Here is a 22,835-nt window from a genome sequence, read left to right as displayed (position 1 = left end):
GTGCGGGCCTCTGTGTGAGCATAAGGGCTATCGCTAACGTAATGACCAGTCGACATGGTTGATTGCTTCGCGTAGCCCCTTTGGCGCAAGGCCCTCTGAGTAGTTCCCAAACGTCGGCATGTCTTGGGTGTAGCCCATGAGGCGATCAACAACATTTGTTAGGTACGGAAATCACCCCAGTCTTTACACGCCAGTGCAGCTGAGCAGCCGCACTTGAGTGGTCCATGTTGAAAGTTAGTGCATGATTGGCCTTTGGTCCATCGGTACGATGGCTTCTGGCGCTGGTGGGCGGTAGCCCAATGCACTGTGTGGTCGCTTGGTGTTGTAATGGTTCCTCCATCTTTCGATAATGATTTTGGCCTCACGCAGCGAGTAGAAGATTTCGCCGTTCAGCAATTCATCCCTCATTCATCCGTTGAAACTCTCGCAGTATCCGTTCTCCCAGGGCGATCCGGGTTTGATATATGCGGTCTTGGCTCCAACAGCGTTGATCCAGTCCCTGACAGCCTCAGCGATGAACTCGGGACCGTTATCTGAACGGATGTGGGCAGGAACCCCTCGCAGGATGAACAGGTCTGTAAGAGCGTCGATGACCTCCGTCGAGTTCAACTTCCGTTTGACCCGGATCGCCAGACATTCCCGGCTGTGTTCGTCCAAGATGTTCAATGTCCGGAACGCCCTGCCATCGTCAGTTCGGTGATGAACGAAGTCCTTCTCAGCAGATTGCTACGCAATCGCCTGTCAGACAGTGCATAAGACCAGACATGATTGCGATACTCGGGGCGCAGCCGGACGCACGACCCATCATTGAGCCAGAGCCGCCCTTTCTTCGGTTGTTTCATGGGCACTTTAAGCCCCTCACGCCGCCACAGACGTTCCACACGTTTGTCATTCACTTGCCAGCCTGCGTCTCTCAGCAGGGCTGCAACCCGACGATAGCCATATCGACCGTATTGGCGTGTCAGCTCAATCATATCCGCGACCAAGCGTTCTTCGTCAGCACGCCCATGTGGCAATCGACGTTGTGTGGATCGGTGCTGGCCCAGAACGCGACAAACCCGTCGCTCTGAAACTTTGAACTGACTGCGAACATGGTCGATGCAGGCCCGCCGACGCGAGGGGCTCAGAAGTTTCCCGATGCGGCCTCCCTCAAAATCAGCTTGTCCAATGTCAGGTCGGATACTGCACGCCGAAGACGATCATTCTCTTTTTGTAGCCGCTTCAGTTCCTTCAGTTGTTCTGTGCCCATTCCGCACTCGACCGTTATTCTCGAACCAATGGCGAAAAGGTCTCGTTTCTTCTTCCAGCGATAATAGGTTTGTTCAGTCACACCGATCTGTCTGATTGCATCAATCCGGGGCATGCCTTGTCCCATCAGAACTTCAACCTGCCGTAACTTCACGACTATCTCTTCGGGCTTTGGTCTCTTAATGGCCATCGTTGGTCCTCCGCTTTCCTAACTATAGGGGCGGACCACTTCAAAGGGGGAGGCTCAAGGGTATCATTATGAGACCTCCTGTGTTAGCCGAGATTCTGCAACAAACTTAGTCTCATTTAGAGATTTATCAGAATGATATGAAATTATAGGGTCTAACAATGAAAAACATTCTACTAATGAGCGCGATTCTCGGTCTTTCTGCATGTGTTCAGCCTGTAGCGTCTCCTGCGGAGCGGGCGTCACGAGATGCTGCCGCCTTGCGACTAACCAACTCTCAGTGTGTCATCTATATGGGGGGTATTTCTGAAATGAGAGAGGTTGCGAGCGCTGCTAGTGATAAAGAAGCGTTAGCTCGCAGTTTGGGTGCAGATGATGCTTTGATAGCAAAAGGTGCCCAAGACGCACAGTCAACATTTAGCGCGATGGAAGTCCTAGCCGGAAAGAAAACGGCCTGTGAAAACTTCGTTAATATGACGGTTAATTTGGTAATGTAACGAATTTGTAGCCCTGATCAGGATCAATTCCTGAGCCAAAAGATCACCAGCTACTAAGGGCGCAAAGCTCAGCTGGGATCTTTTTTTGGGGGAGCTATGCCAGCTATCGTTAATGCCTCTAAGCAAGGTGTTATGGATGCTCGTAGACGTGGTGGTTCTATGAAGAACGCCTTTAGTTAAATAGCTATCCGGCGTAGGTACTCAGCGAGTTTAGGCAGACTATAGCCTTTACCATAGTTGGTTCCTACGCCCCCTACACTAGACCATCCACCAGCCTGATCTATGGCTTCTAAAGGCACGTCACAGTCTCTCAGGCGGTCCCTGAAGCCATGTCTTAGGCTGTGGGTGGTCTTACCGTCAAAGGACTGCTTGAGGTGTTTAAAGAACGTTGCTGAGGCCGTTGCACTGTTCAGGTAGCCACAAGAAGCATAACGCCGGAACAGGTAAGGACTGTCGCTCTGAGCCTCTAGTAACTTCTGTAGGGCTTTTGTGGCACTATCAGACACGACATGTAGCGACCTCTTGCTATTCTCAGTCTTGAGACCCCTGCAATCATTCTCTCTGATATTAATAACCAGTAAGTCCTCAGTGTGGATTACATCCTGTTTCATGAGGCCAAGAACCTCAGACAAGCGACAACCAGTTTCACCAAGAATAGGTAGTATCAAGCGTAGCTGACCATAGGCTAGAGAGGCGCTGTACAGCTTCTTGAGTTCAGCCACAGAGAACGGTTCCCTTGAGGTCGCATCCTTGACTTCACCCTTGATAATGATCCTAGCGAAAGGGTTCCTGTGCGGTAAATCCAACTCTTATATCGCGTAGTTAAACACTGCGTTCAGACTATTGAGCCTTCTACGAACTGTTGTGGTGGTTACTTTACCGAATCTGCTCACGTCCTTGTAGCTATCAACAAAAACTCTGGCATCCTGACGGGTGTATTCTTCTACAGTCTTAGAACCACAGACCGCAGCCAACCTATTTACAGCAATAAAAACAGGCTCAGGGTTTATGCCCTTCAGTTCAACGTATTCTTGTGTGATTTCGACTAAATTAGTCATTTTGTTATCCTTATGTTTTCCTAAGAGGAATCGACATAAGTATGGTGCCCCCACACGGACTCACTCGCCACGATAGATACTATCAAAGTACTTGATTATAAACAAAAGATTTAACACGGCCAAAATAGATTAGTACCATAATCGCAAAATATTTAGTACCAAAATTGGTCGCTCCTCCTGCAGACGGACCGACATTGACACCCCCTATAGGGATGTTCAGTTGTCCGGTGGGGAAGATTGGTATTGGGGTGCGTGCTTGCGGCATAGTGCCCTTCCTTGGGGGAGCTGGAGGCATTTTCAGCGTGAGCTCAGTATACTTTGTTTCAAGAATGGCAATACTGACGTTATATAGCATCATGATGCTATGATAACTTGTCTGCCCTGCCGCTTTTGAGAGAACCCAATGAAACTACTACTGCTCGTTCCTGTTGCCGCAATCGCAGCCGCCTTCATTGGCCAATCTGTGTCGAACATTTGCTATACGTTTTTACCAATGTGGCACTCATGCGTTGGGGCTGTGACACTTGATGAAGGGACTACCTACACCAGTACATGGGAGTGGAATGTCGCGACTGGAGAAGGAACGCTGCAGCGCACAGACGGAAGCAGCTATACCGGAGACGTAGTGGACGGGCAGCCCAACGGCGAGGGCGAGGAAATCCTTGCGGACGGTGACCAATACGTTGGTGAGTTCAAAGACGACACATACAACGGACAGGGCACCTACACTTATGCCGATGGCCGCCAATACGTTGGTGAATACAAGGATGGCCTAAAAAACGGACAGGGTACCTACACTTATCCTGATGACTCCCAATACGTTGGTGAATGGGCGGATGGAGACCGGAACGGACAGGGTACCTTCACTTTTGCTGATGGCGACCAATATGTTGGTGAATTCAAGGATGACCTACCGAACGGACAGGGCACCCTCACTTATGCCGATGGCGACCAATACGTTGGTGAAATCAAGGATGGCGCACCCCACGGCCAAGGCACCTACACTTATGCATCTGGCAGCCGGTACGTTGGTGAATTCAAGGATGGCGTATTCTACGGACAGGGCACCTACACTTGGCCCGATGGCCGCCAATACGTTGGTGAATACAAGGATGGCTTAAAACACGGACAGGGCACCTTCAGTTATGCCGATGGCGAACAGTACGTTGGTGAATTCAAGGATGGCGCATCCCACGGACAGGGTACCTACACTTATCCTGATGGCTCCCAATACGTTGGTGAATGGGCGGATGGGGACCGGAACGGACAGGGTACCTTCACTTCTACCGATGGCGACCAATATGTTGGTGAATTCAAGGATGGCGTAAACCACGGACAGGGCACCTTCACTTATGCCGATGGCGAACAGTACGTTGGTGAATTCAAGGATGGCGCATCCCACGGACAGGGCACCTACACTTGGCCCGATGGCCGCCAATACGTTGGTGAATTCAAGGATGGCGTAACACACGGACAGGGCGCCTTCACTTATGCCGATGGCGAACAGTACGTTGGTGAATTCAAGAATGGCGCATCCCACGGTCAAGGCACCTACACTTATGCATCTGGCGGCCGGTACGTTGGTGAATGGGCGGATGGGGACCGGAACGGACAAGGTACCGCCACTATGGCCGATGGCTCCCAATACGTTGGTGAATGGAGGAATGACGTACCGAACGGACAGGGTACCTACACTTGGCCCGATGGCCGCCAATACGTTGGTGAATTTAAGGATGGCCAAATAGCCGACTAACCAGACCCCTCAACACTTATGAACATGTACACGCTGATGCTACAGATGATGGGAAGTTTTGCTCAGTTCGAGAGGTCGATGATCCTCAAGAGACAGGCAGAGGGTATTGCAGCAGCTAAAGCAGGACCTGATGCCAAAGAGAAGTATGCTGGCCGTAAGGCTTCTATCGACCGTGATGTCATCAGCAAAATGATTAAGGCTGGATCATCTCTTACATCGATCGCCAAGTCTCTGGGCATTTCTAGGCAGAGTGTCCACCGCATCAAAGCAGAGCTGGGGTTGTGATCTCGGTTCGATAGGGTCCCTGACGATTCTGAGCGTAGGATCAGACTAGATCGGGTTTCCACCTCGCAATCCAAGAGAAAGATTTGGCTCTGAAGTCACAATTTGATCCAACGGCAAAGTGTGTGATTTCAGGGCTTATGGATCCAAATGGGGCAATTTGATAAGAGAGTGTTTCTGGCTCGTCGTGAGCACCAAAGATTGGGCGATGAGAAAGACAACCAAGACGAGGTCAAAGACCTGCGCCGTGAAGCCCGCGATCCGAATGAAGTTTGAGCCGAGAAAACGTTGGAATTGCGTCTTCTCAAAGAAAGTATGTCAGGGAATGGGGGCGACCACGATAAGAAATTAACTTCGTAGGTTGATATATATTTCCAGCGTATTTTATGCCACAATACGATCCTGATTATAAAATATGGAAGGTATTCGTTATGAAAGATACGGCCCCAAAACTTACTGGAATGATAGTCGTCGCTGCAATGTTTGGCTTACTTTCAGTAGGTGTATCCTCTGTAATATTTGAGCTTGAACAGGGTAGTCTAGCATTGGCTGGCAGTGGTGTGTTTGCGCTAGTGTTTGTTATATTGGCACTCGGATGGAGAGAGCCACAAAATGGCCCAAATCGTCCAACTAAGTGATAGCCTTACTGGTGAAGGGGCTACGTTAACCTGACGTCTTAGGCGCACCCCATGAACACAAAGCTATCTGCTATATCTAGCAAACGTATGGACCTCACTTGCTGTGCCTGTGGCCATAAGTTCAGTTACAACGTTGATGGGTGGTGTCAGACCAATTCGAACTCGTCTCTGCAAGGACAGTGAGGCTGTCCCTTATGCCGCACCGAGATCGCGCCACTCGGCAAGAGCGGCGGCGCGGTTGAGCTTGAAATTGTCTCTGCTGTACAGGGCGCGTTCCTTATTGAAATGGTTGCAGACAGAGGCATGAACGGAGGCGAATTTCTGTAAACTTCGCATGCTGCGGAAACGTTGCATGGCCCGTTCTCGTCGTCGAAACGGAAGGTGTGAATTCTCCGCGCGATTGTTGAGCCAGCGACCGGTTTCCTGCCTCTGCTCGTTGCCGATTTCCTTCATTGCAGCACCGTAAGACCGGAGTTTGTCGGTCACCAGGATATGAGGGTGACCGTGACGCTTCATAGTTTTCCTGAGGAATTTCAACGCTACTTTGCGATTCCGGCGCTTTGTGACATAGCTTTCCAGCACCTCGCCCTCTTGATCCACGGCACGCCAAAGATAATGCGTCTCGCCATTAGTCTTCACAAATACCTCATCCAAATGCCACTGCCAGTTCGAGTATGCGCGCATCTGCTGAACTCGCTTGCGGCGGATTTCAGCGGCGAACATTGGGCCAAATCTATTCCACCAATATCGAACGGTTTCGTGGCTGATGTCGACGCCGCGCTCGTGCAAAAGATCTTTGACGTTTCTCAGCGACAAAGGAAAACGAACATACAACATGACGGCGAGGCGGATAATCTCAGGGCTGCTATGAAAGCCCTTGAATGGGTCTGTTTTAATCATGTGGACAGGCTACGCAACCACCCTGCCCGCCTCAACTCAAATCCTTCTGACAAGACCCACGTCTATACTAGTGAATTTCACTTATCTGATATATCGATTTAGCCAACCATTCGGGATTGATTTCGACACCCCAGCCAGGGGCTTCAGTCACGCGCGCTTGACCGTTTTCGATATCGTATGGAAAGTTGACATAAAGGTCTTGTTGCCAAGGGTAGTAATCTGCGCCCTCTATCGAAAATTCGAGGTACTTTCCTGCGTTTGGAATGGCCCTCAGCAGGTGCATGGTGAACAGGGTCACCAAGGACCAGTTGGCGCAATGGGGGGTGACTGGTAAGTTTGCTTTCATTGCCATTTCGACAACACGCAAAGTGCGGGAAATGCCACCGATGTAAAGAATGTCAGGTTGGACGATGTCCACAGCGCGCATGTCGATCATACGTTTCCATGTGGGCAGATCGCAGTCCTGTTCGCCACCTGTCACGTCGATGTCGAGCCTGTCGGTTACTTGTTTGGTTTGCTCCAATTCCCAGTATGGGCAGGGTTCTTCGTAATGGCAAAAGCCATTGTCTTGCAGGATGTGGCCGACTTCGATAGCGCGTTCGGGCGTGAAGCAACTGTTGGCGTCGATGAGTAGATCTACGTCGTCGCCCAATTCGCGCCGCATGGTTGGGATGATCTCTTCTGTGCGGCCAGCCCATTCGTCTTGGTTGCGGCCAACTTCGGCACCTGCGCGCATTTTAAAGGCGTCGAACCCTTGGGTGTCGCGCAGATGTTTGAAGCGGTTAGCCTCCTCTGCTGGGGTGATGTCGCGTTTCATCGAGGACGCATAAGCGCGGATCGGTCCCGCTGACCCACCAAGCAATTCAGCGACGGATTTGCCCTGTTGTTTGCCGCGCATATCCCAGATCGCCGTGTCGAGGCCGGCCATTGCGCGCCGCAAGTAAGACCCCGGAAATTTGTGTTCCCGCTCAGCGACAATATCCAGCAAGTCGTCTAGGTCGGTTGTGTCCTGGCCTAAGGTCCATGGTGCAACTTGGCGATGCAATACTTGGCAAGTGATGTCAGAATTATAAGTGGAGACTTGACCCCAGCCTTGTGCGCCGTCCTCCATCGTGACGCGTACAAAGCCAACGGCCTCATTGGTGAAGGTTTCGATGGATTTCAGTTTCATGGCGTATCCTTTTTAGCCCGAGGCATCCGCAAGGATAAGGTCAGAGGCTTTCTCGCCCACCATAATGGTAGGAGCGTTGGTGTTTCCCGTTGGAATAGTCGGGAAGATGGAGGCGTCCGCCACGCGCAAATTTTGGACACCATGGACGCGTAAACGTTCGTCTACAACCGATGTTGTGGGATCACTGCCCATTCTGCAAGTTGAGCATTGATGGAACACTGTCCATGATTTCTGACGGACGTAGTCCGCAATTTGGTCATCAGTCGTCACATCTGCGCCCGGAAATAATTCGTTGGCGATTATCGACTGCATGGCCGGGGTTTGTGCAATACGGCGCATCAGTTTAGTTCCCGCAACCATCATCCGCAAATCGTATTCAGTGTCGAGATAATTTGGATGCATTTCCGGCTTTGCCAGCGGATCAGGCGAGCAAATTTGCAAGTGCCCGACGCTGGTTGGTTTGCACGGGTTAAAGCCCATCAGAAAGCCGGGGAATGGGTCAGGGTTTAGCAGCGGGCGGACGCCAACCGGCGCGCGGGTATAGCTGACAGGAGAGAAATATAGCTGCAAATCAGGGGTATTTGCGGTTTCATTGAGGCGGATGAAGCCACCGCCTTGGTTAAGGCTAAGCGACAGAGGGCCAGTGCGTGAGAGCGCGTATTGAAGCGCAACTTTTACCTTACCCAGAAAGGGGCGCAGTTGCTGGTTCAGCGTTGGCACAGTTGCACGGTAATAGTTGTCACTGCCAAGATGATCTTGCAAATTGCGACCAACTTGCGAGGATTTCTGTACGACTGGGATGCCGTGATTTTGCAGAACTTCGCTGGGTCCGACACCCGAGAGTTGCAGGAGTTGTGGGGAGTTGATGGCGCCGCCGCAAAGGATAATCTCAGCGCGTGCTTTTGCAGTTTTGCTTTTACCATTCTGGACGTAATCAACGCCTGTCGCGCGTTTTGCATCAAACAAAATGCGGGTGACGTGGGCCTTGGTTTGGATGCTTAGGTTTTGCCGTTTTTTTGCAGGGCGCAAATAGGCTCGAGACGTCGAGGCGCGCAGGCCATTTTTGGTGGTGATTTGGTAAAGGGCAGCGCCTTCCATATCCGCACCGTTATAGTCGGAGTTGATCTTGAAACCAGCCTGCTGTGCAGCTTGTAAATAGGTACGCGTAATGGGGTGGACTTCAGCAGAAACGTCGTGCACGCGGAGGGGACCTTCTGTTCCGCGTACGGCTGACACAGGCCCATCCCAGTCTTCCATCCGGTGAAATACCGGCGCGACTTCATCCCATCCCCAACCCGGCGCAACCGCATTCCATGCGTTGTAGTCCTCAGCGTGACCGCGCACATAAACCATCGCGTTAATAGACGAAGACCCACCAAGAACTTTGCCACGAGGCCAATACGTACGTTGATTAGCATGGTTTGGGCTGCGTTCTGTGATGTAGTTCCAGTTGACGCGCGCATCGTGAAAAACTTTGCCATAGCCTATGGGAACTTGGACCCAAGGGCTGCGGTCAGTACCACCTGCCTCTAGCAGCAAGACACTGTTTTTGCCACTTTCGGTCAACCGATTTGCCAACACGCAACCCGCAGATCCCGCGCCAACGATCACATAATCAAATTCGCTCACGTATGTTACTTTCCACTGTCCGTCGCCAGAGTTTTTGGTTCCAAAGGCGGTCTAACCTTAGATAGAGTTCGCCTCATCTGGTTGGTTTGATTATGCGGCGCGCTGTCTTTGATGCAAGCGCCGCGTTTCGAGCGTCTTTCGTTTGATCCTTTCCCTTTGCTGTAGAAGGGCTTTGTCGCGTCCGAAGTAGACGTCTGATGGTGTGACGTTGTTCAGGCTCTCGTGGAAGCGCTGATGGTTGTAATGGTCGACGAAGGCTTCCTCCCTCACCGGCCAGCAGGCCAGCCCTCACTGCACCGCGACGTCTTACGGGCCTACACAGCGACGCGCACGCGCGCGGGGGGCGGTGTGGCGCGGATGGGTTGCTAATTGCAGGCGTGAGGAAAGAGTGCGTTTTTACGGAATTAAACCGCTGTTCAACGCTCATTTGTCTCGCTGAGCGTCTCGCTGAACACATTTCAGGGAATTGCAATTTCGAGCTAAGTTATTGATTTTAATGGCGCCCCCACACGGAACCACACGGAACCACACTAATCTGTAAGTATTTATTTTTAAACGAAAATCTAGGACGCGAAATTCAAAAACAACCTCGTAAGGAACCCCGTAACACCACTGAAAAGAACTGACCAAGCGTCAAAAACTGACCTCGAAAAGTCAGAAACGGACGAACCCTGAACAGTCACTCTGGGCATTGTTTTCGCAACAGCCAAGGAGACAGTTTTGGACCATACTTTCAGAGAAGAAGACCGTGTTGTGATCGCAGAGCTCCACGGTGTTGGACCGTTCCGAGGAACAGTCATCCAAGCTGATGTTGAACAGGTCAAGGTTGGTGTACCAGTCGACTTGATCGATTTCCGCCACGATCCAACTGCGAATACTGTTCTGTCAATGCTTATGGTGTGCCGCGGTGCCAAATATGACATCAACCTACCTAAATTAAAGGGAACAACCAGCTCCGCCAGAGACCGGAAGACCGTCCAAGTATAATGAAACAGACCAGTTGAAAAAACGGTCTACCATCGAACTGGACGTCATTTTATCTTCGACAAAAATTACAATTTCATTTCCTGAATTGCTGACGCCACTAATTAGGTGGTCGTTCCCGAAGCTTTCGACTTTTGATGTTATGTAGGTTCGGTCTTGATTGGCCATACTTTTTATCTGGATTTGACCACTGTTCAAAGTCACTGTCCAAAACGGCTCTTCACCATAGCATTTTAAACCGTTCGGTAGATTTGTATGCAAAAAAGTTGGCACATTTACAGCCTCGATATAGCCCGAATGAACCCAGCCCGAATATTCTCCTAAGTTGACCCTGACCCATCTCCCATCTCGACCGTTCACCTCAAACAAAGGATGGTTATGGTGAAAAGCTCCGATGATTTCAGACCGTGATGTGGGCTGAGCGCGGATATTTAAAACGTCATTTGAGGCTACGTCGACTACTCGATAAAATACTTCCTTCATGGGCTGGATGGGTTCAGCAACCCCAGGAACCCCAACAGCCATCAGCAATCCAATCGCAGCAACAAAAGTCTTAATCATTTTCATCTCTCCCTGTTTGATGTAGATTTTAAAGATATTTGGCGGACTTACAATTCGTACAGCCTCAGCTACTGTCCGTGGGGCCATCTCCCCAGCTATCCCTCGTCACAAAATAAAACAATTGCTGCTAATTCAGAGTTCTCGGCTGGCTACATTTATCCCGATTTTTACACAAAAAAGGAATGACCGCCAATGACAACCCTGCATCACCTTTGCGCTGTCGAACTCGCAACCCTGGAGGACGAACACATTCAAATAAGCACTCAAAACTTGAACACTCAGCGGTTTCTCCGCACGAAGCGGATGAACAGCCTCTTGGCCTTGAAGCTAGAGTTTTTTTGCGACGAACTGTATATCTATTTCTGACGAATTTTGGTCTGTTTGTGACGTTGCTGTCAAAAAATGACGAGGTGGCTTCCAACCGTACCCGTAGGTGACCTTTACGATCTTTCCGAGTATGGCATTCCAACGGAGTGCCGTCCTGGGATCAAGAAGGTGATGCAGGCAGTCATCAACAGCCCAGAGATCCCAAGACTTTATATGACGACGGACACATCTAGGGCATCACTGCTTGTGTGCATTGGCTGGGTGCTGACGTCAGACAAGTGGGGCTTGGTAGCCAAAACGCTTGATCTCTTCCTGACAACTTTCTTCTATCAGTTTCGCAACGGTCGGATATTTTTTATACATCTCAACCGTTCCAGAACCGCTTCTAGGCCGATGGCCAGTCTTTGCACGCACGCCTTGAAAGGTCTTCCAAAGAAATCCCAGGTTATTTTTGTGCATGTCGTCTTCAAGATACTCATAGCGCAGGTGAAAATTCAGTTGGGTTGTGTCGTTCAGTGGAGCTATTTTTATATTTTCATGAAGGCGTTCAGGGAACTTTTCATAAAACTCATCAAACGCAATGTCTTCTACTTTACCGCGACTTAAGTCCCAGTAATATCTGGAAATTGCTCGATCAAACGGGTCACGTACAATCGTAAACTTGCAATAGTTGTCCCAGACTTTCTTTGGCAACAGCGCTCTGGCGTCGTTTACTGACATATGCTTCCGAAACTCTACTCTTTCCCGCCAAATGATCTTTCGTCTTTGCTTGAACGAATAATTCTGCGGACCAGGATATCCGAGAGCTTGTCGCAAACTCTCGTCAGTCTCAGAGATTTTGGTTATGATGCATCTTGGGCCGCAGTGACCGGCAAGCGCGATCTCAAGCGATGTCCCGGCCGTCTTTTTGGTCTTTAAAAAGATCAGCTTTTTTTCGTGGCAAACGATCAATTGATACTGCTCCCTGTGATTTCAATACAGCGAGTAACATCGGATTAGTTCTCGCTTAGAGTATTTTCAGACACTTACAACTAAAGATTCTATTCTCCACGAAAATTAGCGCGCAGCCAGGCATAGCGTGTGGTCGCATGTGACTGCTCTGGTGTCGTGCGACGCGCATGAAATTTATAGACTGGCGCATCATTCCCGCTGACGGCAGACCGAAATTTTTCATCAATCGGTTGCCCAAGTGTCTTGCTAAACATTAAAGCTTCTGTGGCAGAGATAGCAGGGACCTGCTCCCAACATTCTTTAAACTTGGGGCTTGTTCTCAGCAGGCGTGCAAAATGATAGTGGAATATGAAAGTTGGGTATCCGCCAAGCCTGCGAATAAACGTTTCGCTTCCCATGAGAGAGCTCAGATATGCATTTCGACAAAAGGTCTTCATAAGGCGTCTCCGTACAAATCCAAAAAACCTTTTCCGCCCATTTGCCGCTTCTTTAAGCAGATTGAAGTGTTCTCTGCAAAGCTCAGTGCAAATATAGTTATAAGGCTTTCCGGCAAGAAACCAGTTTGCCATTATGCGATCCGTTGTTTTAGAGAAAATTCGACTTCTTAAGTCTTGCTGTGTATCTGAATACCAAGCATCGCTATCAACGAAGCGGAAAGCGAAGAACCCAGATTGCGCCGCCTCGTAAACCCAATGATCAAGTGGTTTGGCGCAAAAGCAATCAGCATCCACCCAAACGCCGCCATGATGCGCGATCAAAGCAAGCCGGAGAATATTCGCTTTTTTCTTGTGAGGCAGTTTAAGCGCGAGAACTTCATTGCAGAATTCATCATCAAGATAGTCACTTATGTTATCGGCGCATAGCAGTATTATTTTCCATTCCGGGTTTCTTTGCTCCCATGACCTTACACACACATGCACAAGAGGCGAAGCAGATTCAAAGCCCTGCAGCCAAAATATCCAAACGATCTTAGGCATGGAAAACTCCTAACTTTTACAAAAAAAGGATCAACTAACTACGCTAACAGGCTATCAGACGTCGCCAAAGCGGGAATTGGCAAAGCTGCCCACCCAGTAAATTATTTGGTAAAGATAGCAACCATTTTGATCCCGAACGATTGGGTGACCATGGAGAATTCGCCAGGCGCGTGATCATAGTAGCAAGCCTATCTTGGTCGATATCTACAAAGTCGGCAACATCGCGACATTTTTCGGGCTTCGGAGCAAATTGGCCGCTCGCCAAGCGAGGATAGTCAAAATCAGAAAAAGTAATGTGATGAAGATGGTGCAAGCGTAAAGCTTGATCATTGCCGTAGTCAAAAAAGTCGCGCCATTCGGCCGTCAAAGTAGGCTTTTTTCTATCATCTTTTGCGTCCATGCGTTTGAGAACACGCATAAGCTTTCTTGTCTTTCCGTTGAAAACATCTTCCTGGTCGGCAAAATGAACGCGTCGAAAATTTTGCAAAACGGCCATAGCCTCTGCAGAAAAGCTCTCATTTACCTCAGTACTTTCCTGGACATTCTCAAGAATAGTCCGACATTCAGGAATATACGTTTCTGCAAAGTCAGAAACGATGTTTAAGCCGACAAGTGCCGGGCGCTCGAACAGACGCACACTTATCGTATGGCTTGCAAACAGCTTCTGGAAACCGGCAATGATTTCATTCAGCCGCCAATGGAAGATGGGTTTGAATTGATGCGAAGCACGCAGTCGTTGTTGCGAGGCCGAAAGGAAAAAATTTGATGGTCTTCGTGCGTATAATAGAACTTCAATGCTATCGGGCATTAAGCTGTCTATGAAATCCGAGAATTTATGCGCATCCTGATGATCATAGGCGCTGGCAAGCCACTCGGATGACAATATCAGTATATCAGGGCAGATCGTTTGAACGTCTAGCTTGATCCTTTCTTGCAACGATTTTCCGGCATCATAGTATTCTGCCTCGCTTAACTTCTTTAAGCCGCGTGGCGCGTCGCCATAAGGAACGAAAAGTGCACATAATTTGCCGTGGTTATAGTCGTTTTTATCCAGAGTATCGGGATACAAAACAGAGAAATCAACAAGTTTCTCTCTCGCAGAATAGAGTGCTTTTTGAAGTGCTGTCGTCCCTGTTTTCGCTGGACCAATGTGCAAGATAACCTTCATTCCGACTAAACGGATGCCATCCAAAATACAATCATGTCAAGCCGTAGATTGCGATGATGCAAAATGTCTGACGTCAGCACCATTGGGACAGATTTGAGGATTTGAATAAGGGAGGATTTCTGGTTCATCTTATCGATTAGGAGATCGAGATGACGAAGAAGCCACAGACATCGAAAGACGCCGCCGACAAGGTGGTCAAGAACATCCGCCGCAAGACGCGCCAAACCTATTCAGCTGAAGAGAAGATCCGCATTGTTTTGGCTGGTCTGCGTGGCGAGGAAAGCATCTCGGTTCTTTGCCGTCGTGAAGGCATTGCAGAGAGCCTGTATTACAGCTGGTCGAAGGAATTCCTTGAAGCAGGTAAGCGGCGGTTATCTGGAGATACAGCCCGCCAGGCCACCTCGCCTGAGGTAAAGGATTTGCGTTCTGATTCCTTGGCCCTGAAAGAATGCGTGGCTGATCTGACCCTTGAAAATCGTTTGCTCAAAAAAAGCATGACAGGAAATGGGGAGTACGGGGAATGAGGTATCCCGCGTCTGAAAAGCTTGAGATCATCCGCACAGTTGAGAGCTCGCACCAGCCAGTCAAACAAACCCTCGATATGCTATGCATTCCGCGTAGCACGTTTTACCGGTGGTACGATCTTTATGTCGACGGTGGCCTGGACGCATTGGCGGATCATTCGCCACGCCCTGGGTCAGTCTGGAACCGCATTCCGGATGCCCGCCGCGATGAACTCATTGAGTTTGCTCTGGAGCATGAAGCGCTGACCACGCGGGAACTGGCCGTCAAATACACTGATGAGAAACGGTATTTTATCTCTGAATCATCAGCTTATCGCATTCTCAAAGCAGCTGACCTGATCACTGCGCCGGAGTACGTAGTGATCAAAGCGGCCGATGAGTTCAAAAACAAAACCACGGCAATCAACGAGATGTGGCAGACCGACTTCACCTACTTCAAGATCATCGGCTGGGGATGGTATTATCTCAGCACGATCTTGGATGACTACAGCCGCTACATCATCGCTTGGAAGCTTTGCACGAACATGCGGGCTGAGGATGTGACAGACACGATCGAACTGGCGCTGGCGGCATCGGGTTGCGACCAAGCCGTCGTGCGCCACAAGCCGCGTCTTCTGAGCGATAACGGCTCCTGCTACATCTCGGCGGATTTAGCTGAATGGCTGGAAGGGCAAAATATGGCACATGTGCGTGGTGCTCCGTTCCATCCACAGACCCAAGGTAAAATCGAACGCTGGCATCAGACGATGAAAAACCGCGTGCTGCTGGAAAACTACTATCTTCCTGGCGATCTCGAACGCCAGATCGGGGCATTCGTCGATTATTACAACAACCAGCGTTACCACGAGAGCCTGAGCAACGTGACACCTGCCGACGTCTACTTCGGGCGCGGCAAAGCCATTCTCAGAGAAAGGGAAAAGATCAAGGTCCGTAGGACGACAATCAAACACCGCCGCTTGCAACATCAAAAACAAGCCGCATAATCAATCACACATAAGAGCCAGAGCCTCCATTGCTCAAACCGCTCTCATGTCCCATTTTATATGACGACGGACACACACAAACGAACCAGAGCCTCCAATACTTAAGCCGCTCTGATATCCAACTTTATATGACGACGGACAAAGATACCGCGCACAGGGTTGTTGAATGGCCGATATCAGGAAAAAATCGCCGATCCCGATGGGCTCTGTCACCCTAGCGGTGGTTCTCAGTCTTGTTTCTCTTTTATTTTTTGATCTGATGGGACTGGTCATCAAAAGTCTATCTGCGGATTACGGTGCCGCGGAATTGTCCGTATACCGCAATATCTTTGGGCTGGTACCCAGCTTTATCGCTCTTTGGTCATCGCCAGCCTGGCACCGAAGCGGCCGCCGCTTGCATGTCCGCCAATGGGGCTTGATCTGCGCGCGAGGTCTGATCGTTACTTTCGCACAGTTGATGTTTTATCTATCGCTCGGTCTGATCCCCTTCGCCATTGCAACGACAATTTCCTATTCCAGCGGACTTTTCATGACGGCCTTTGCGGTGCTGCTGCTGGGTGAGAGAGTAGGTTTAATCCGTTGGGTCGCAGTGTTGATCGGCTTTGTCGGCGTTGTGATGGTGATGGGGCCGGGGCGTGAGACATTTACTTTGGCGTCCCTCTTACCACTGGGCGCCGCTGCGCTCTACGCGCTGACTGGAGTAACGGCACGACTGATCGACGAAGAAGTGCCAAGCGCACTGATCAACTTGTACTCCACGGGCTTTGCCGTTGTCGGATCGGTGGTACTCGCGCTTTTCCTTGATGGTTTTTCCCCTGTCCAATCTGCGTCCGATCTCGCGTGGATTATGGCGATGGGAGGCTTTGGGGGTGCCGCTGTATTGCTTCTGATTGTCTCCTTCAGGATGACTGAACAAAGCAACCTTGCCCCATTCAGCTATTTCGGTATTCCGATGGCGTTCTTTTTCGGCTGGGTGTTCTTTGGCGAAGCGCCAATACGGGACCTGTTCCCCGGCTCCATCCTAATCGTCTTCGGTGGGGTGTTGGTCGTTTGGCGAGAACGCCGGCGGAACAAACCGGCCTAACCGACGTGAGCGACCCAAAACAGACGTTATCGCGTAACTTTAGGAATACACAGCAAGGACACCACGCCGCAAGCAGCCACCCCAACGCCTAATCTCCCCCACCGGACAACTAGGTACCCCTATAAGGGGTTGTCCGTGTCTGTCCGTCTGGATCGGGCGCTGACAAGGGTCGGACATGTCCGCTAGGTGGGCTGTGCGGGGCCACGTTGCCCCGCGCGCGTAGGCGTCGCTGTGTAGGCCCGTAAGACGTCGCGGTGTAGTGAGGGCTGGTCAGCAGGGCGCATCTGGTGGTCAGCCCCCCTTACGCCCCTCCCAGATACAAGCTGCAACAGACCGCTAGTTTTCCCCCGCGTCAGCCTCGGTTGCGATGCCAGCGGATTGAGCACATGCGTCTGGCGTGAGGGGTCTCAGCCTGTGGCGAAGGCGGGTGCCACCTCCCCATACGGGTTGACGTCAGACATGGCTTATGACTTGCCACGCTATTGTCACGATAAGTAGGCGTTTAAAGGCATGGATTATTTAATCCTGTCATGGGCCGGTCGCTTAGCATACATAAACCGCAATTAAGTTTTGCTTGGAGAGCACTATGAAACAGACACTCATCTCAGCGTCCATTGTTGCTATGCTTTCAAGCGGCGCAATCGCTGGCAACATTGATTTGGCAATCGCAGATCCGGTCATTGCGATCCCCCCAACCTCAAACGTGACCGACTGGTCCGGTAGCTATTGTGGCTTGTCCTATTCTTCCGCTGGTGGAACACTAAGTTATTCCTTCGGCAGCCCTTATGACTACGTTGACGAAACCGCGATTGGCGGCTTTTGTGGTAACAACTGGCAGCGCAGCAACCTTGTATATGGTGGAGAGCTGAACGTTACCGGGGGCTCGTTAGGCCATGACGACATTAACGTTGTGGGTGAACTGGGCACCAGAATCGAACTGCGTACTCGTGTAGGTTACGCGCTGGGCGACGCGCTGGTTTATGGGTTCCTCGGCTATGGTAGATCCGAAATCACGTGGGGCGGCAATGCCCCCGGTGAATACGGCGTCGCCGGCGGGACGTATGGACTGGGTGTTGATTATATGGTCACCGACAGCATGTTTGCTAGTTTTGAGGTGTCTAACCTTGAGCTGAAGGAAACGGTGACAACTGGCATCGTGACACACGACATCAACGTGATCTCTCTGCGTATTGGTTGGAAATTCAACTAAGCAACGCCGCATGTGAAACGCGAAGGCCGCACCTACCTAGGGCCGCCTTTTGCGTTTCAGGCCGTCAGTGCAAGTTGTGGGGACAGAACATCAATTCCCAACGCCTTGCCAACCGCATAATACGTCAACTGACCGGCATGGACGTCCAGCTGCCTGACGTCAGACAAAAGCTTCGGCTCTATAGAACAAGCTCCTCATGTTCGTAACAGAGGACGTGTCCCAGCTTCCAATGTCCTGATTGAAAGCGTCGGCACGAGAGAACATACCCCACATTCTCGTCACTGATGACGTATCCCAGTCAGTAATGTCTGGAATTGCGTTTCCATTCGGATCAGTTCCGTCTCGGAAATATTCATAAAGGTCATTTTGGGGTGCTGGCGTCGACATGATTCAATCCCTTAAGCCGGTCCTCAGTTGCGCATCTGCACACAACTGAAGAATCTCAATTTGAGATTAAGTATAACCTTTAGGGTATTCTGTCTATTCTGTCTGATGGGATACACTCTGATGAGCCACGCCCGCCATGAACTATTCGTTATGCTGATCGGACCAGGAGCAAACGGCAAGAGTGTGTTTCTGGCGATTTTAGAGGGCTTGGTGGGCGAGAAAAATGTTGCGGGCGTACAGCCAGCTAACTTTTCAGACAAATTCCAACGGGCTCATCTGCACAAAAAGCTCGCCAACATCGTGACCGAGCTAAAACAGGGTGAGATGATTGCTGACGCTGAGCTTAAGGGGATTACATCTGGAGAACCATCCACAGTAGAGCACAAACACCGTGACCCGTTTGTGCTGCGACCCTTCTCGACTTGTTGGTTCGGGACGAACTACATGCCTCGCACTCGCGACTTCTCGGACGCATTGTTTCGGCGTGCAGTCATCCTTCAATTCAATCGAACCTTCACAAAAGAAGAGCAGGACCCGCTCCTCAAAGACAAGTTGCTGACAGAACTGCCCGGCATTCTCAACTTGGCTCTCGACGCATACGACAGCGCGCTTGTCAGCGCCTTCACGCAGCCCGGCTCAACTGAAACCGCGAAGCAGGAGTGGCGTTTAGAGGCCGATCAGGTTGCGCAGTTTGTGGATGATGTTTGCAAGCGCGATCCCGATGCTTGCTCGAAGGCTTCTAAGGTCTTTGAGGCATATTTGAACTGGGCGCAGGGGAACGGCATCAAACAAACGATGAGCCAAAGAGGCCTGAGGGATCGGCTTACTCGGCTGGGCTTTGGACACAGGAGGGACAAAACCGCCCGATACGTGACTGGCCTGCGTGTGCCAGCGAGGGTGTCTGTCTTTCTATGACGCTGGTGACGCATGTGACGCATGTGACGCATGTGACGCATATTTCTACTGCACGGCCTATGGTGAAAAAATATATTCATTAGAAACCATGTTTTTTTGAATAGAGAGCGCAGTAAGAAAAAGCGTCACCAGCGTCACCCGAAAGCTTTTTGCACCTGCCCGCGGTGGCCCTCCCTACAGCGGACTTGCCCCCCTGCGCTGCGGTGTGCTTTATGCATGACGATCAGTATGTGTGGAGACTGTTATTCTAGAGCCGACATTCATACGTGACGCAGCGAATGGCCGTTGAGAGCCCAAAGTGACTGATGCTGCGCGCTCCACAAATGTCCGGATTGGTCAAAGGAGGGGGCAGCCGGAGCCGCTCCCGGCTTCCGGATCGGATCCGACGGGATTGCCAACTTGGTCAGTTGAGCATGCCGAACATGGCGTTCTTGGTCGCGGCCTATGTCTTGAAGAAGATGCAAATCAATGCGCCGAAAACGATTCTCCAGATCCCCTAATGCTAGCAAAATCCACTTTCTAGCATTAGGGGATTGTTTGGAACTCGACCCCGCTTAGCCGTCGGCCTCAGTGAAGTAGCGGCGAATGTTGGGGGTCAGCAGGAAGGCAAGCGCTACAATTTCAAGCACCATGTTGAAAACGAGCCAGGCCGTGAGAGCTGAAGATGGTGCGTTTGACGGAACATTTGCTGGGTAAAGCGCTTCGACGACCAAGCCATTGGTGAAATCCACAATTCCGAATATGAAAAATGAAACCCCAAGTGCATAACTGAGCACAGATGGGCGCTTGGCCATCATGAAAACAATTAACGGCGCAAGGAGGCCCGTGGCGGTGTCTTGCCATAACGGGATAACCCATGCGTTGGGAAACACATCCCCGCCGGACAAATGGAGGTCACCCCAGCCCACCGCGCCAACGACACGGTAGGTTTGCCAAGCGGCTATAATGAGAATGAATTTGAAGTAACGGGGGAAATGCGTCGTCATGATACTGTTCTTTCTTTGGAGCCGCGGCGTTGAGCTTGCAGTCGGTAGACTTTTTTGTCGTCGGCTGCTTGTCTCATGCAGCAAAAAGAAGATATAGTTGCTAAAATGCTCATTATACGTGCGAAAAAGTGACATCATACACAATGGATAAATGGACTGAGATCAAGACCGCCTACCAGGTCGCCCGCCTTGGGACAGTGAGCGCTGCCGCTGACCTTCTGGGGGTACACCGGGCAACGGTGATCCGACATATTGACAACTTGGAAGCCGAACTCGGCGCGAAGATTTTTCTGCGTCACAAAACTGGGTATGTGCCCACCGAAGTCGGTCTGGATCTCTTACGGGTCGCGCAGGCCACTGAAGAACAGTTTGATCAACTGGCCGGGCGAACACGGGGCCGTTCCGCCCGTATTAGCGGCGATCTCATCGTAACAGCGCTTGAGCGCATTGCCCCGCTTGTGTTGCCTGCAATCAAGAGGTTTCAGGAGGAAAACCCGAACACGGTAATCAAGTTCGTCGCAAGCGCGGCCCTGCTCAAACTGGAATATGGCGAAGCCCATGTGGCCATTCGGTCGGGTCCGAAACCAGATCAACCGGACAATGTTGTGCAACCTTACATGGATCTAAAACTGGGCCTCTATGCGCATCAAAGCTATGTGGCGCGTCGCGGTGTGCCACAATCGAAGGACGACTACAAAGAACACAAGTTTGTCTGCTGGGAGACAGCCAACGCCAACTTTCCTTTCACCGCGTGGATCAAACGCAACGTTCCCCAGTCGAGCAAATCCTTGATCAGCTCAAACCAGGGCGTTGCGGATCAAGCGCTATTTGCAGGAATGGGGATCGGATTTCACCCTGAGATATTCGCGCAAAAACGCGCCGATTTGGTCGAGGTGCTTGCGCCGAAACCAGATTGGGTGGTCCCGCTTTGGCTCGTGACGCACACCAATTTGCACCGTTCCGCAAAGGTGCAAGCTGTCTTAAAGTTTATTAAGAACGACCGATCATCGCGTTGAGACCGAAGCTAGAAAGCCGCCCTTGGTGCAGCCGCAGCGAAAGCCCTCTTCGTCCGCAAGGCAGACGCTCTTGCGATGTGCATTGAAGGTCCGCTTTCGGTTTGTTCCAGCTCTAATAGCTAGACTTCGCCACCCGAAGCCTTCTGAGCCGCGTACTCTTCCGCCGACAACTCGAACCGACTGCGCACCTGGTCAATGCAGGCACGTCGGTGCGAGGGGCTCAGAAGTTTCCCGATGCGGCCTCCCTTAAGATCAACTTGTCCAATGTCAGGTCGGAAACTGCACGCCGAAGACGTTCGTTCTCTTTCTGAAGGCGCTTAAGTTCCTTGAGTTGTTCCGTGCCCATTCAGCCATACTTCTTCTTCCAACGGTAATAAGTTTGTTCCGTCACGCTGATTTGCCTGATTGCATCAATCCGGGGCATGCCTTGCCCCATCAGAACTTCAACCTGCCGTAACTTCACGACAATCTCTTCGGGCTTGGGTCTCTTAATTGCCATCTATGGTCCTCCGCTTTCCTAGCTATAGGCGCGAACCACTTCAAAGGGGGAGGCTCAACGCCATCAACTTCATTGATCATATCATCGAAAAGTTCCCTTTCCGCATTCGCGAGGTGCGCACGGATAATGGTCATGAGTTTCAGGCCAAATTCCATTGGCATGTCGTAGATCTCGGGATCAGGTATGCATACATCAAGCGCGGCACACCACAGTTGAACGGCAAGGTCGAGCGATCACACCCCTCCGATCAGCAGGAATTCTACCAGCTCCTCAGTTACAAAGGTGACGTCGACCTAGAGGTCAAGCTGGAACAATGGGAGCAGTTCTACAACTTCTCCAGACCTCACGGCGCACACAATGGCCAGACCCGTTACGAAGCTCTCAGAGACAAGCTACAGTAACCTGACAAGTGTCCCGCAGGTCCGTTCAGGTTACACAAAACCGTCATCAATCTGCGCGGTCCTGAACTTGATCTAAACCTAGGCACATGATTGGATAGAAATCATGACAGTCGACAGCCTTGCCGTTCTCTTCATTGCAGCATGTATCGGTGCGATCTCCTTCCAGATAGCGATCGTGGCTGGCGCGCCTTGGGGGCACTTGACGCAGGGCGGCAGATTTCAGGGCAAGCTACCGATTGCCGGTCGAGCCGCCGCGTTGGTCTCGATAATCATCTTGCTCTTGATGGCTCTCGCCATCGGTTCGGCGGCAGGTGCTCGGCCAAATTGGCCCGACTGGACAGGTTGGGTCGCCCTGGTTCTGCAAACTGCTTCCACGGTGGTGAACTGGATCACCCCATCACGGCCGGAAAGACTGCTTTGGGGGCCAATTAACTCAGTCATGCTTGGTTTGGCTGCGGCAGTCGTGCTCTCGGGCTGACACATGCCTTATCTACACGTC

Annotated in this window: 24 protein-coding genes and 5 pseudogenes; 13 read left to right on the top strand and 16 right to left on the bottom strand. The window is 51.0% G+C overall.

Features of this window, described 5'->3' with window-relative positions:
- Window positions 1-234: 234 nt before the first annotated feature.
- Window positions 235-1,438, bottom strand: a pseudogene (locus TR2A62_RS17920) (IS3 family transposase).
- Window positions 1,439-1,596: 158 nt separating this feature from the next.
- Here TR2A62_RS17920 and TR2A62_RS01055 point away from each other — a divergent pair.
- Window positions 1,597-1,932, top strand: a complete 336-nt coding sequence (locus tag TR2A62_RS01055) for a hypothetical protein (RefSeq protein ID WP_040819981.1) — start codon at window positions 1,597-1,599, stop codon at window positions 1,930-1,932.
- A 176-nt stretch (window positions 1,933-2,108) separates the two neighbouring features.
- Here the strand turns inward: TR2A62_RS01055 and TR2A62_RS18890 are convergent, their stop codons facing one another.
- The 3 genes from TR2A62_RS18890 to TR2A62_RS18305 all read right to left on the bottom strand — a co-directional run bounded on the left by TR2A62_RS18890 (window position 2,109) and on the right by TR2A62_RS18305 (window position 3,255).
- Window positions 2,109-2,654 carry a tyrosine-type recombinase/integrase gene (locus tag TR2A62_RS18890; RefSeq protein WP_223296051.1) on the bottom strand — a complete coding sequence of 182 codons (546 nt, stop codon included), beginning with the start codon at window positions 2,652-2,654 and terminating at the stop codon, window positions 2,109-2,111.
- Window positions 2,655-2,741: 87 nt separating this feature from the next.
- A complete protein-coding gene (locus tag TR2A62_RS18885; protein WP_223296050.1) occupies window positions 2,742-2,990 on the bottom strand; it encodes a hypothetical protein in 249 nt (82 codons plus the stop codon).
- An 82-nt stretch (window positions 2,991-3,072) separates the two neighbouring features.
- Complete coding sequence (locus tag TR2A62_RS18305) at window positions 3,073-3,255, bottom strand: hypothetical protein (RefSeq protein WP_150103442.1); 183 nt, start codon at window positions 3,253-3,255, stop codon at window positions 3,073-3,075.
- 138 nt (window positions 3,256-3,393) lie between these two features.
- On the opposite strand from TR2A62_RS18305, the gene TR2A62_RS01045 reads away from it, so the two are divergent.
- The 4 genes from TR2A62_RS01045 (at window position 3,394) to TR2A62_RS18880 (ending at window position 5,663) form a co-directional block, all read left to right on the top strand.
- Window positions 3,394-4,743: an MORN motif precursor gene (locus TR2A62_RS01045; RefSeq protein ID WP_040819978.1), complete on the top strand. Its 1,350-nt coding sequence runs from the start codon at window positions 3,394-3,396 to the stop codon at window positions 4,741-4,743.
- 18 nt (window positions 4,744-4,761) lie between these two features.
- Window positions 4,762-5,028, top strand: a complete 267-nt coding sequence (locus TR2A62_RS01040) for a helix-turn-helix domain-containing protein (protein WP_223296049.1) — start codon at window positions 4,762-4,764, stop codon at window positions 5,026-5,028.
- A 147-nt stretch (window positions 5,029-5,175) separates the two neighbouring features.
- On the top strand, window positions 5,176-5,301 hold the full coding sequence (locus TR2A62_RS19290; RefSeq protein ID WP_009157759.1) for a hypothetical protein: 126 nt from the start codon (window positions 5,176-5,178) through the stop codon (window positions 5,299-5,301).
- Between the two features lie 110 nt (window positions 5,302-5,411).
- Window positions 5,412-5,663 carry a hypothetical protein gene (locus TR2A62_RS18880; protein WP_223296048.1) on the top strand — a complete coding sequence of 84 codons (252 nt, stop codon included), beginning with the start codon at window positions 5,412-5,414 and terminating at the stop codon, window positions 5,661-5,663.
- 192 nt (window positions 5,664-5,855) lie between these two features.
- Here TR2A62_RS18880 and TR2A62_RS01035 read toward each other — a convergent pair whose 3' ends face one another.
- The 4 genes and pseudogenes from TR2A62_RS01035 to TR2A62_RS18300 form a co-directional block, all read right to left on the bottom strand.
- Window positions 5,856-6,560 (bottom strand): IS6 family transposase, encoded by a 705-nt coding sequence (locus TR2A62_RS01035; protein ID WP_369699511.1) that lies wholly within the window; start codon window positions 6,558-6,560, stop codon window positions 5,856-5,858.
- 70 nt (window positions 6,561-6,630) lie between these two features.
- On the bottom strand, window positions 6,631-7,734 hold the full coding sequence (locus TR2A62_RS01030; RefSeq protein WP_009160484.1) for a mandelate racemase/muconate lactonizing enzyme family protein: 1,104 nt from the start codon (window positions 7,732-7,734) through the stop codon (window positions 6,631-6,633).
- A gap of 12 nt (window positions 7,735-7,746) precedes the next feature.
- Complete coding sequence (locus tag TR2A62_RS01025; protein WP_009159433.1) at window positions 7,747-9,363, bottom strand: GMC family oxidoreductase; 1,617 nt, start codon at window positions 9,361-9,363, stop codon at window positions 7,747-7,749.
- Between the two features lie 90 nt (window positions 9,364-9,453).
- Window positions 9,454-9,624: pseudogene (locus tag TR2A62_RS18300) on the bottom strand (IS3 family transposase); the annotation flags it as partial.
- Between the two features lie 459 nt (window positions 9,625-10,083).
- Here TR2A62_RS18300 and TR2A62_RS17915 point away from each other — a divergent pair.
- The gene (locus TR2A62_RS17915) at window positions 10,084-10,350 is read left to right on the top strand and encodes a hypothetical protein (RefSeq protein WP_083791015.1); all 267 of its coding nucleotides are present in this window, start codon (window positions 10,084-10,086) and stop codon (window positions 10,348-10,350) included.
- On the opposite strand, the gene TR2A62_RS01020 is transcribed toward TR2A62_RS17915, so the two are convergent.
- The 4 genes from TR2A62_RS01020 to TR2A62_RS01005 all read right to left on the bottom strand — a co-directional run bounded on the left by TR2A62_RS01020 (window position 10,300) and on the right by TR2A62_RS01005 (window position 14,331).
- Window positions 10,300-10,908: an SH3 domain-containing protein gene (locus TR2A62_RS01020; RefSeq protein ID WP_190275687.1), complete on the bottom strand. Its 609-nt coding sequence runs from the start codon at window positions 10,906-10,908 to the stop codon at window positions 10,300-10,302. The genes TR2A62_RS17915 and TR2A62_RS01020 overlap by 51 nt on opposite strands.
- 597 nt (window positions 10,909-11,505) lie before the next feature.
- Window positions 11,506-12,186 carry a sulfotransferase family 2 domain-containing protein gene (locus TR2A62_RS01015; RefSeq protein WP_050761056.1) on the bottom strand — a complete coding sequence of 227 codons (681 nt, stop codon included), beginning with the start codon at window positions 12,184-12,186 and terminating at the stop codon, window positions 11,506-11,508.
- Between the two features lie 89 nt (window positions 12,187-12,275).
- Window positions 12,276-13,163: a capsular polysaccharide synthesis protein gene (locus TR2A62_RS01010; RefSeq protein ID WP_009157408.1), complete on the bottom strand. Its 888-nt coding sequence runs from the start codon at window positions 13,161-13,163 to the stop codon at window positions 12,276-12,278.
- 43 nt (window positions 13,164-13,206) lie between these two features.
- Window positions 13,207-14,331 carry a hypothetical protein gene (locus TR2A62_RS01005; protein ID WP_040819977.1) on the bottom strand — a complete coding sequence of 375 codons (1,125 nt, stop codon included), beginning with the start codon at window positions 14,329-14,331 and terminating at the stop codon, window positions 13,207-13,209.
- A gap of 149 nt (window positions 14,332-14,480) precedes the next feature.
- Here TR2A62_RS01005 and TR2A62_RS00995 point away from each other — a divergent pair.
- The 3 genes from TR2A62_RS00995 to TR2A62_RS00985 all read left to right on the top strand — a co-directional run bounded on the left by TR2A62_RS00995 (window position 14,481) and on the right by TR2A62_RS00985 (window position 18,132).
- Window positions 14,481-15,838 (top strand): IS3 family transposase gene (locus tag TR2A62_RS00995; protein ID WP_150103440.1). Its coding sequence is split into 2 segments (ribosomal slippage): window positions 14,481-14,817 and window positions 14,817-15,838, totalling 1,359 coding nucleotides; the frame shifts between segments, so codons are not numbered across the junction.
- A 166-nt stretch (window positions 15,839-16,004) separates the two neighbouring features.
- Window positions 16,005-16,922, top strand: a complete 918-nt coding sequence (locus TR2A62_RS00990) for a DMT family transporter (RefSeq protein WP_009157813.1) — start codon at window positions 16,005-16,007, stop codon at window positions 16,920-16,922.
- 586 nt (window positions 16,923-17,508) lie between these two features.
- On the top strand, window positions 17,509-18,132 hold the full coding sequence (locus TR2A62_RS00985) for an outer membrane protein (protein WP_009160670.1): 624 nt from the start codon (window positions 17,509-17,511) through the stop codon (window positions 18,130-18,132).
- 56 nt (window positions 18,133-18,188) lie between these two features.
- On the opposite strand, the pseudogene TR2A62_RS18875 reads toward TR2A62_RS00985, so the two are convergent.
- Both TR2A62_RS18875 and TR2A62_RS19470 read right to left on the bottom strand, forming a co-directional pair.
- Window positions 18,189-18,323 (bottom strand): annotated as a pseudogene (locus TR2A62_RS18875) (alanine dehydrogenase); the annotation flags it as partial.
- Window positions 18,292-18,519 (bottom strand): BspA family leucine-rich repeat surface protein, encoded by a 228-nt coding sequence (locus TR2A62_RS19470; RefSeq protein WP_040819975.1) that lies wholly within the window; start codon window positions 18,517-18,519, stop codon window positions 18,292-18,294. The gene TR2A62_RS19470 and the pseudogene TR2A62_RS18875, both read right to left, overlap by 32 nt.
- Before the next feature lie 105 nt (window positions 18,520-18,624).
- On the opposite strand from TR2A62_RS19470, the gene TR2A62_RS00975 reads away from it, so the two are divergent.
- Window positions 18,625-19,434 carry a phage/plasmid primase, P4 family gene (locus TR2A62_RS00975; RefSeq protein WP_050761055.1) on the top strand — a complete coding sequence of 270 codons (810 nt, stop codon included), beginning with the start codon at window positions 18,625-18,627 and terminating at the stop codon, window positions 19,432-19,434.
- Window positions 19,435-19,988: 554 nt separating this feature from the next.
- On the opposite strand, the gene TR2A62_RS00965 is transcribed toward TR2A62_RS00975, so the two are convergent.
- A complete protein-coding gene (locus TR2A62_RS00965) occupies window positions 19,989-20,420 on the bottom strand; it encodes a hypothetical protein (protein ID WP_009159667.1) in 432 nt (143 codons plus the stop codon).
- 143 nt (window positions 20,421-20,563) lie between these two features.
- Here TR2A62_RS00965 and TR2A62_RS00960 point away from each other — a divergent pair, with 143 nt between their 5' ends.
- A complete protein-coding gene (locus TR2A62_RS00960; protein WP_009160696.1) occupies window positions 20,564-21,436 on the top strand; it encodes a LysR family transcriptional regulator in 873 nt (290 codons plus the stop codon).
- Window positions 21,437-21,600: 164 nt separating this feature from the next.
- On the opposite strand, the pseudogene TR2A62_RS18290 reads toward TR2A62_RS00960, so the two are convergent.
- A pseudogene (locus tag TR2A62_RS18290) lies at window positions 21,601-21,935 on the bottom strand (transposase); the annotation flags it as partial.
- Window positions 21,936-21,991: 56 nt separating this feature from the next.
- Between TR2A62_RS18290 and TR2A62_RS00950 the strand changes: the two are divergent.
- Together TR2A62_RS00950 and TR2A62_RS00945 are read left to right on the top strand one after the other, a co-directional pair.
- Window positions 21,992-22,336, top strand: a pseudogene (locus TR2A62_RS00950) (integrase core domain-containing protein); the annotation flags it as partial.
- A gap of 103 nt (window positions 22,337-22,439) precedes the next feature.
- On the top strand, window positions 22,440-22,814 hold the full coding sequence (locus TR2A62_RS00945; RefSeq protein ID WP_009157969.1) for a hypothetical protein: 375 nt from the start codon (window positions 22,440-22,442) through the stop codon (window positions 22,812-22,814).
- Window positions 22,815-22,835 lie beyond the last annotated feature (21 nt).

The organism is Thalassobium sp. R2A62, assembly GCF_000161835.1.
Classification (GTDB): Bacteria; Pseudomonadota; Alphaproteobacteria; order Rhodobacterales; family Rhodobacteraceae; genus Thalassobium.
This window is presented reverse-complemented; position numbering and strand designations above follow the sequence as displayed.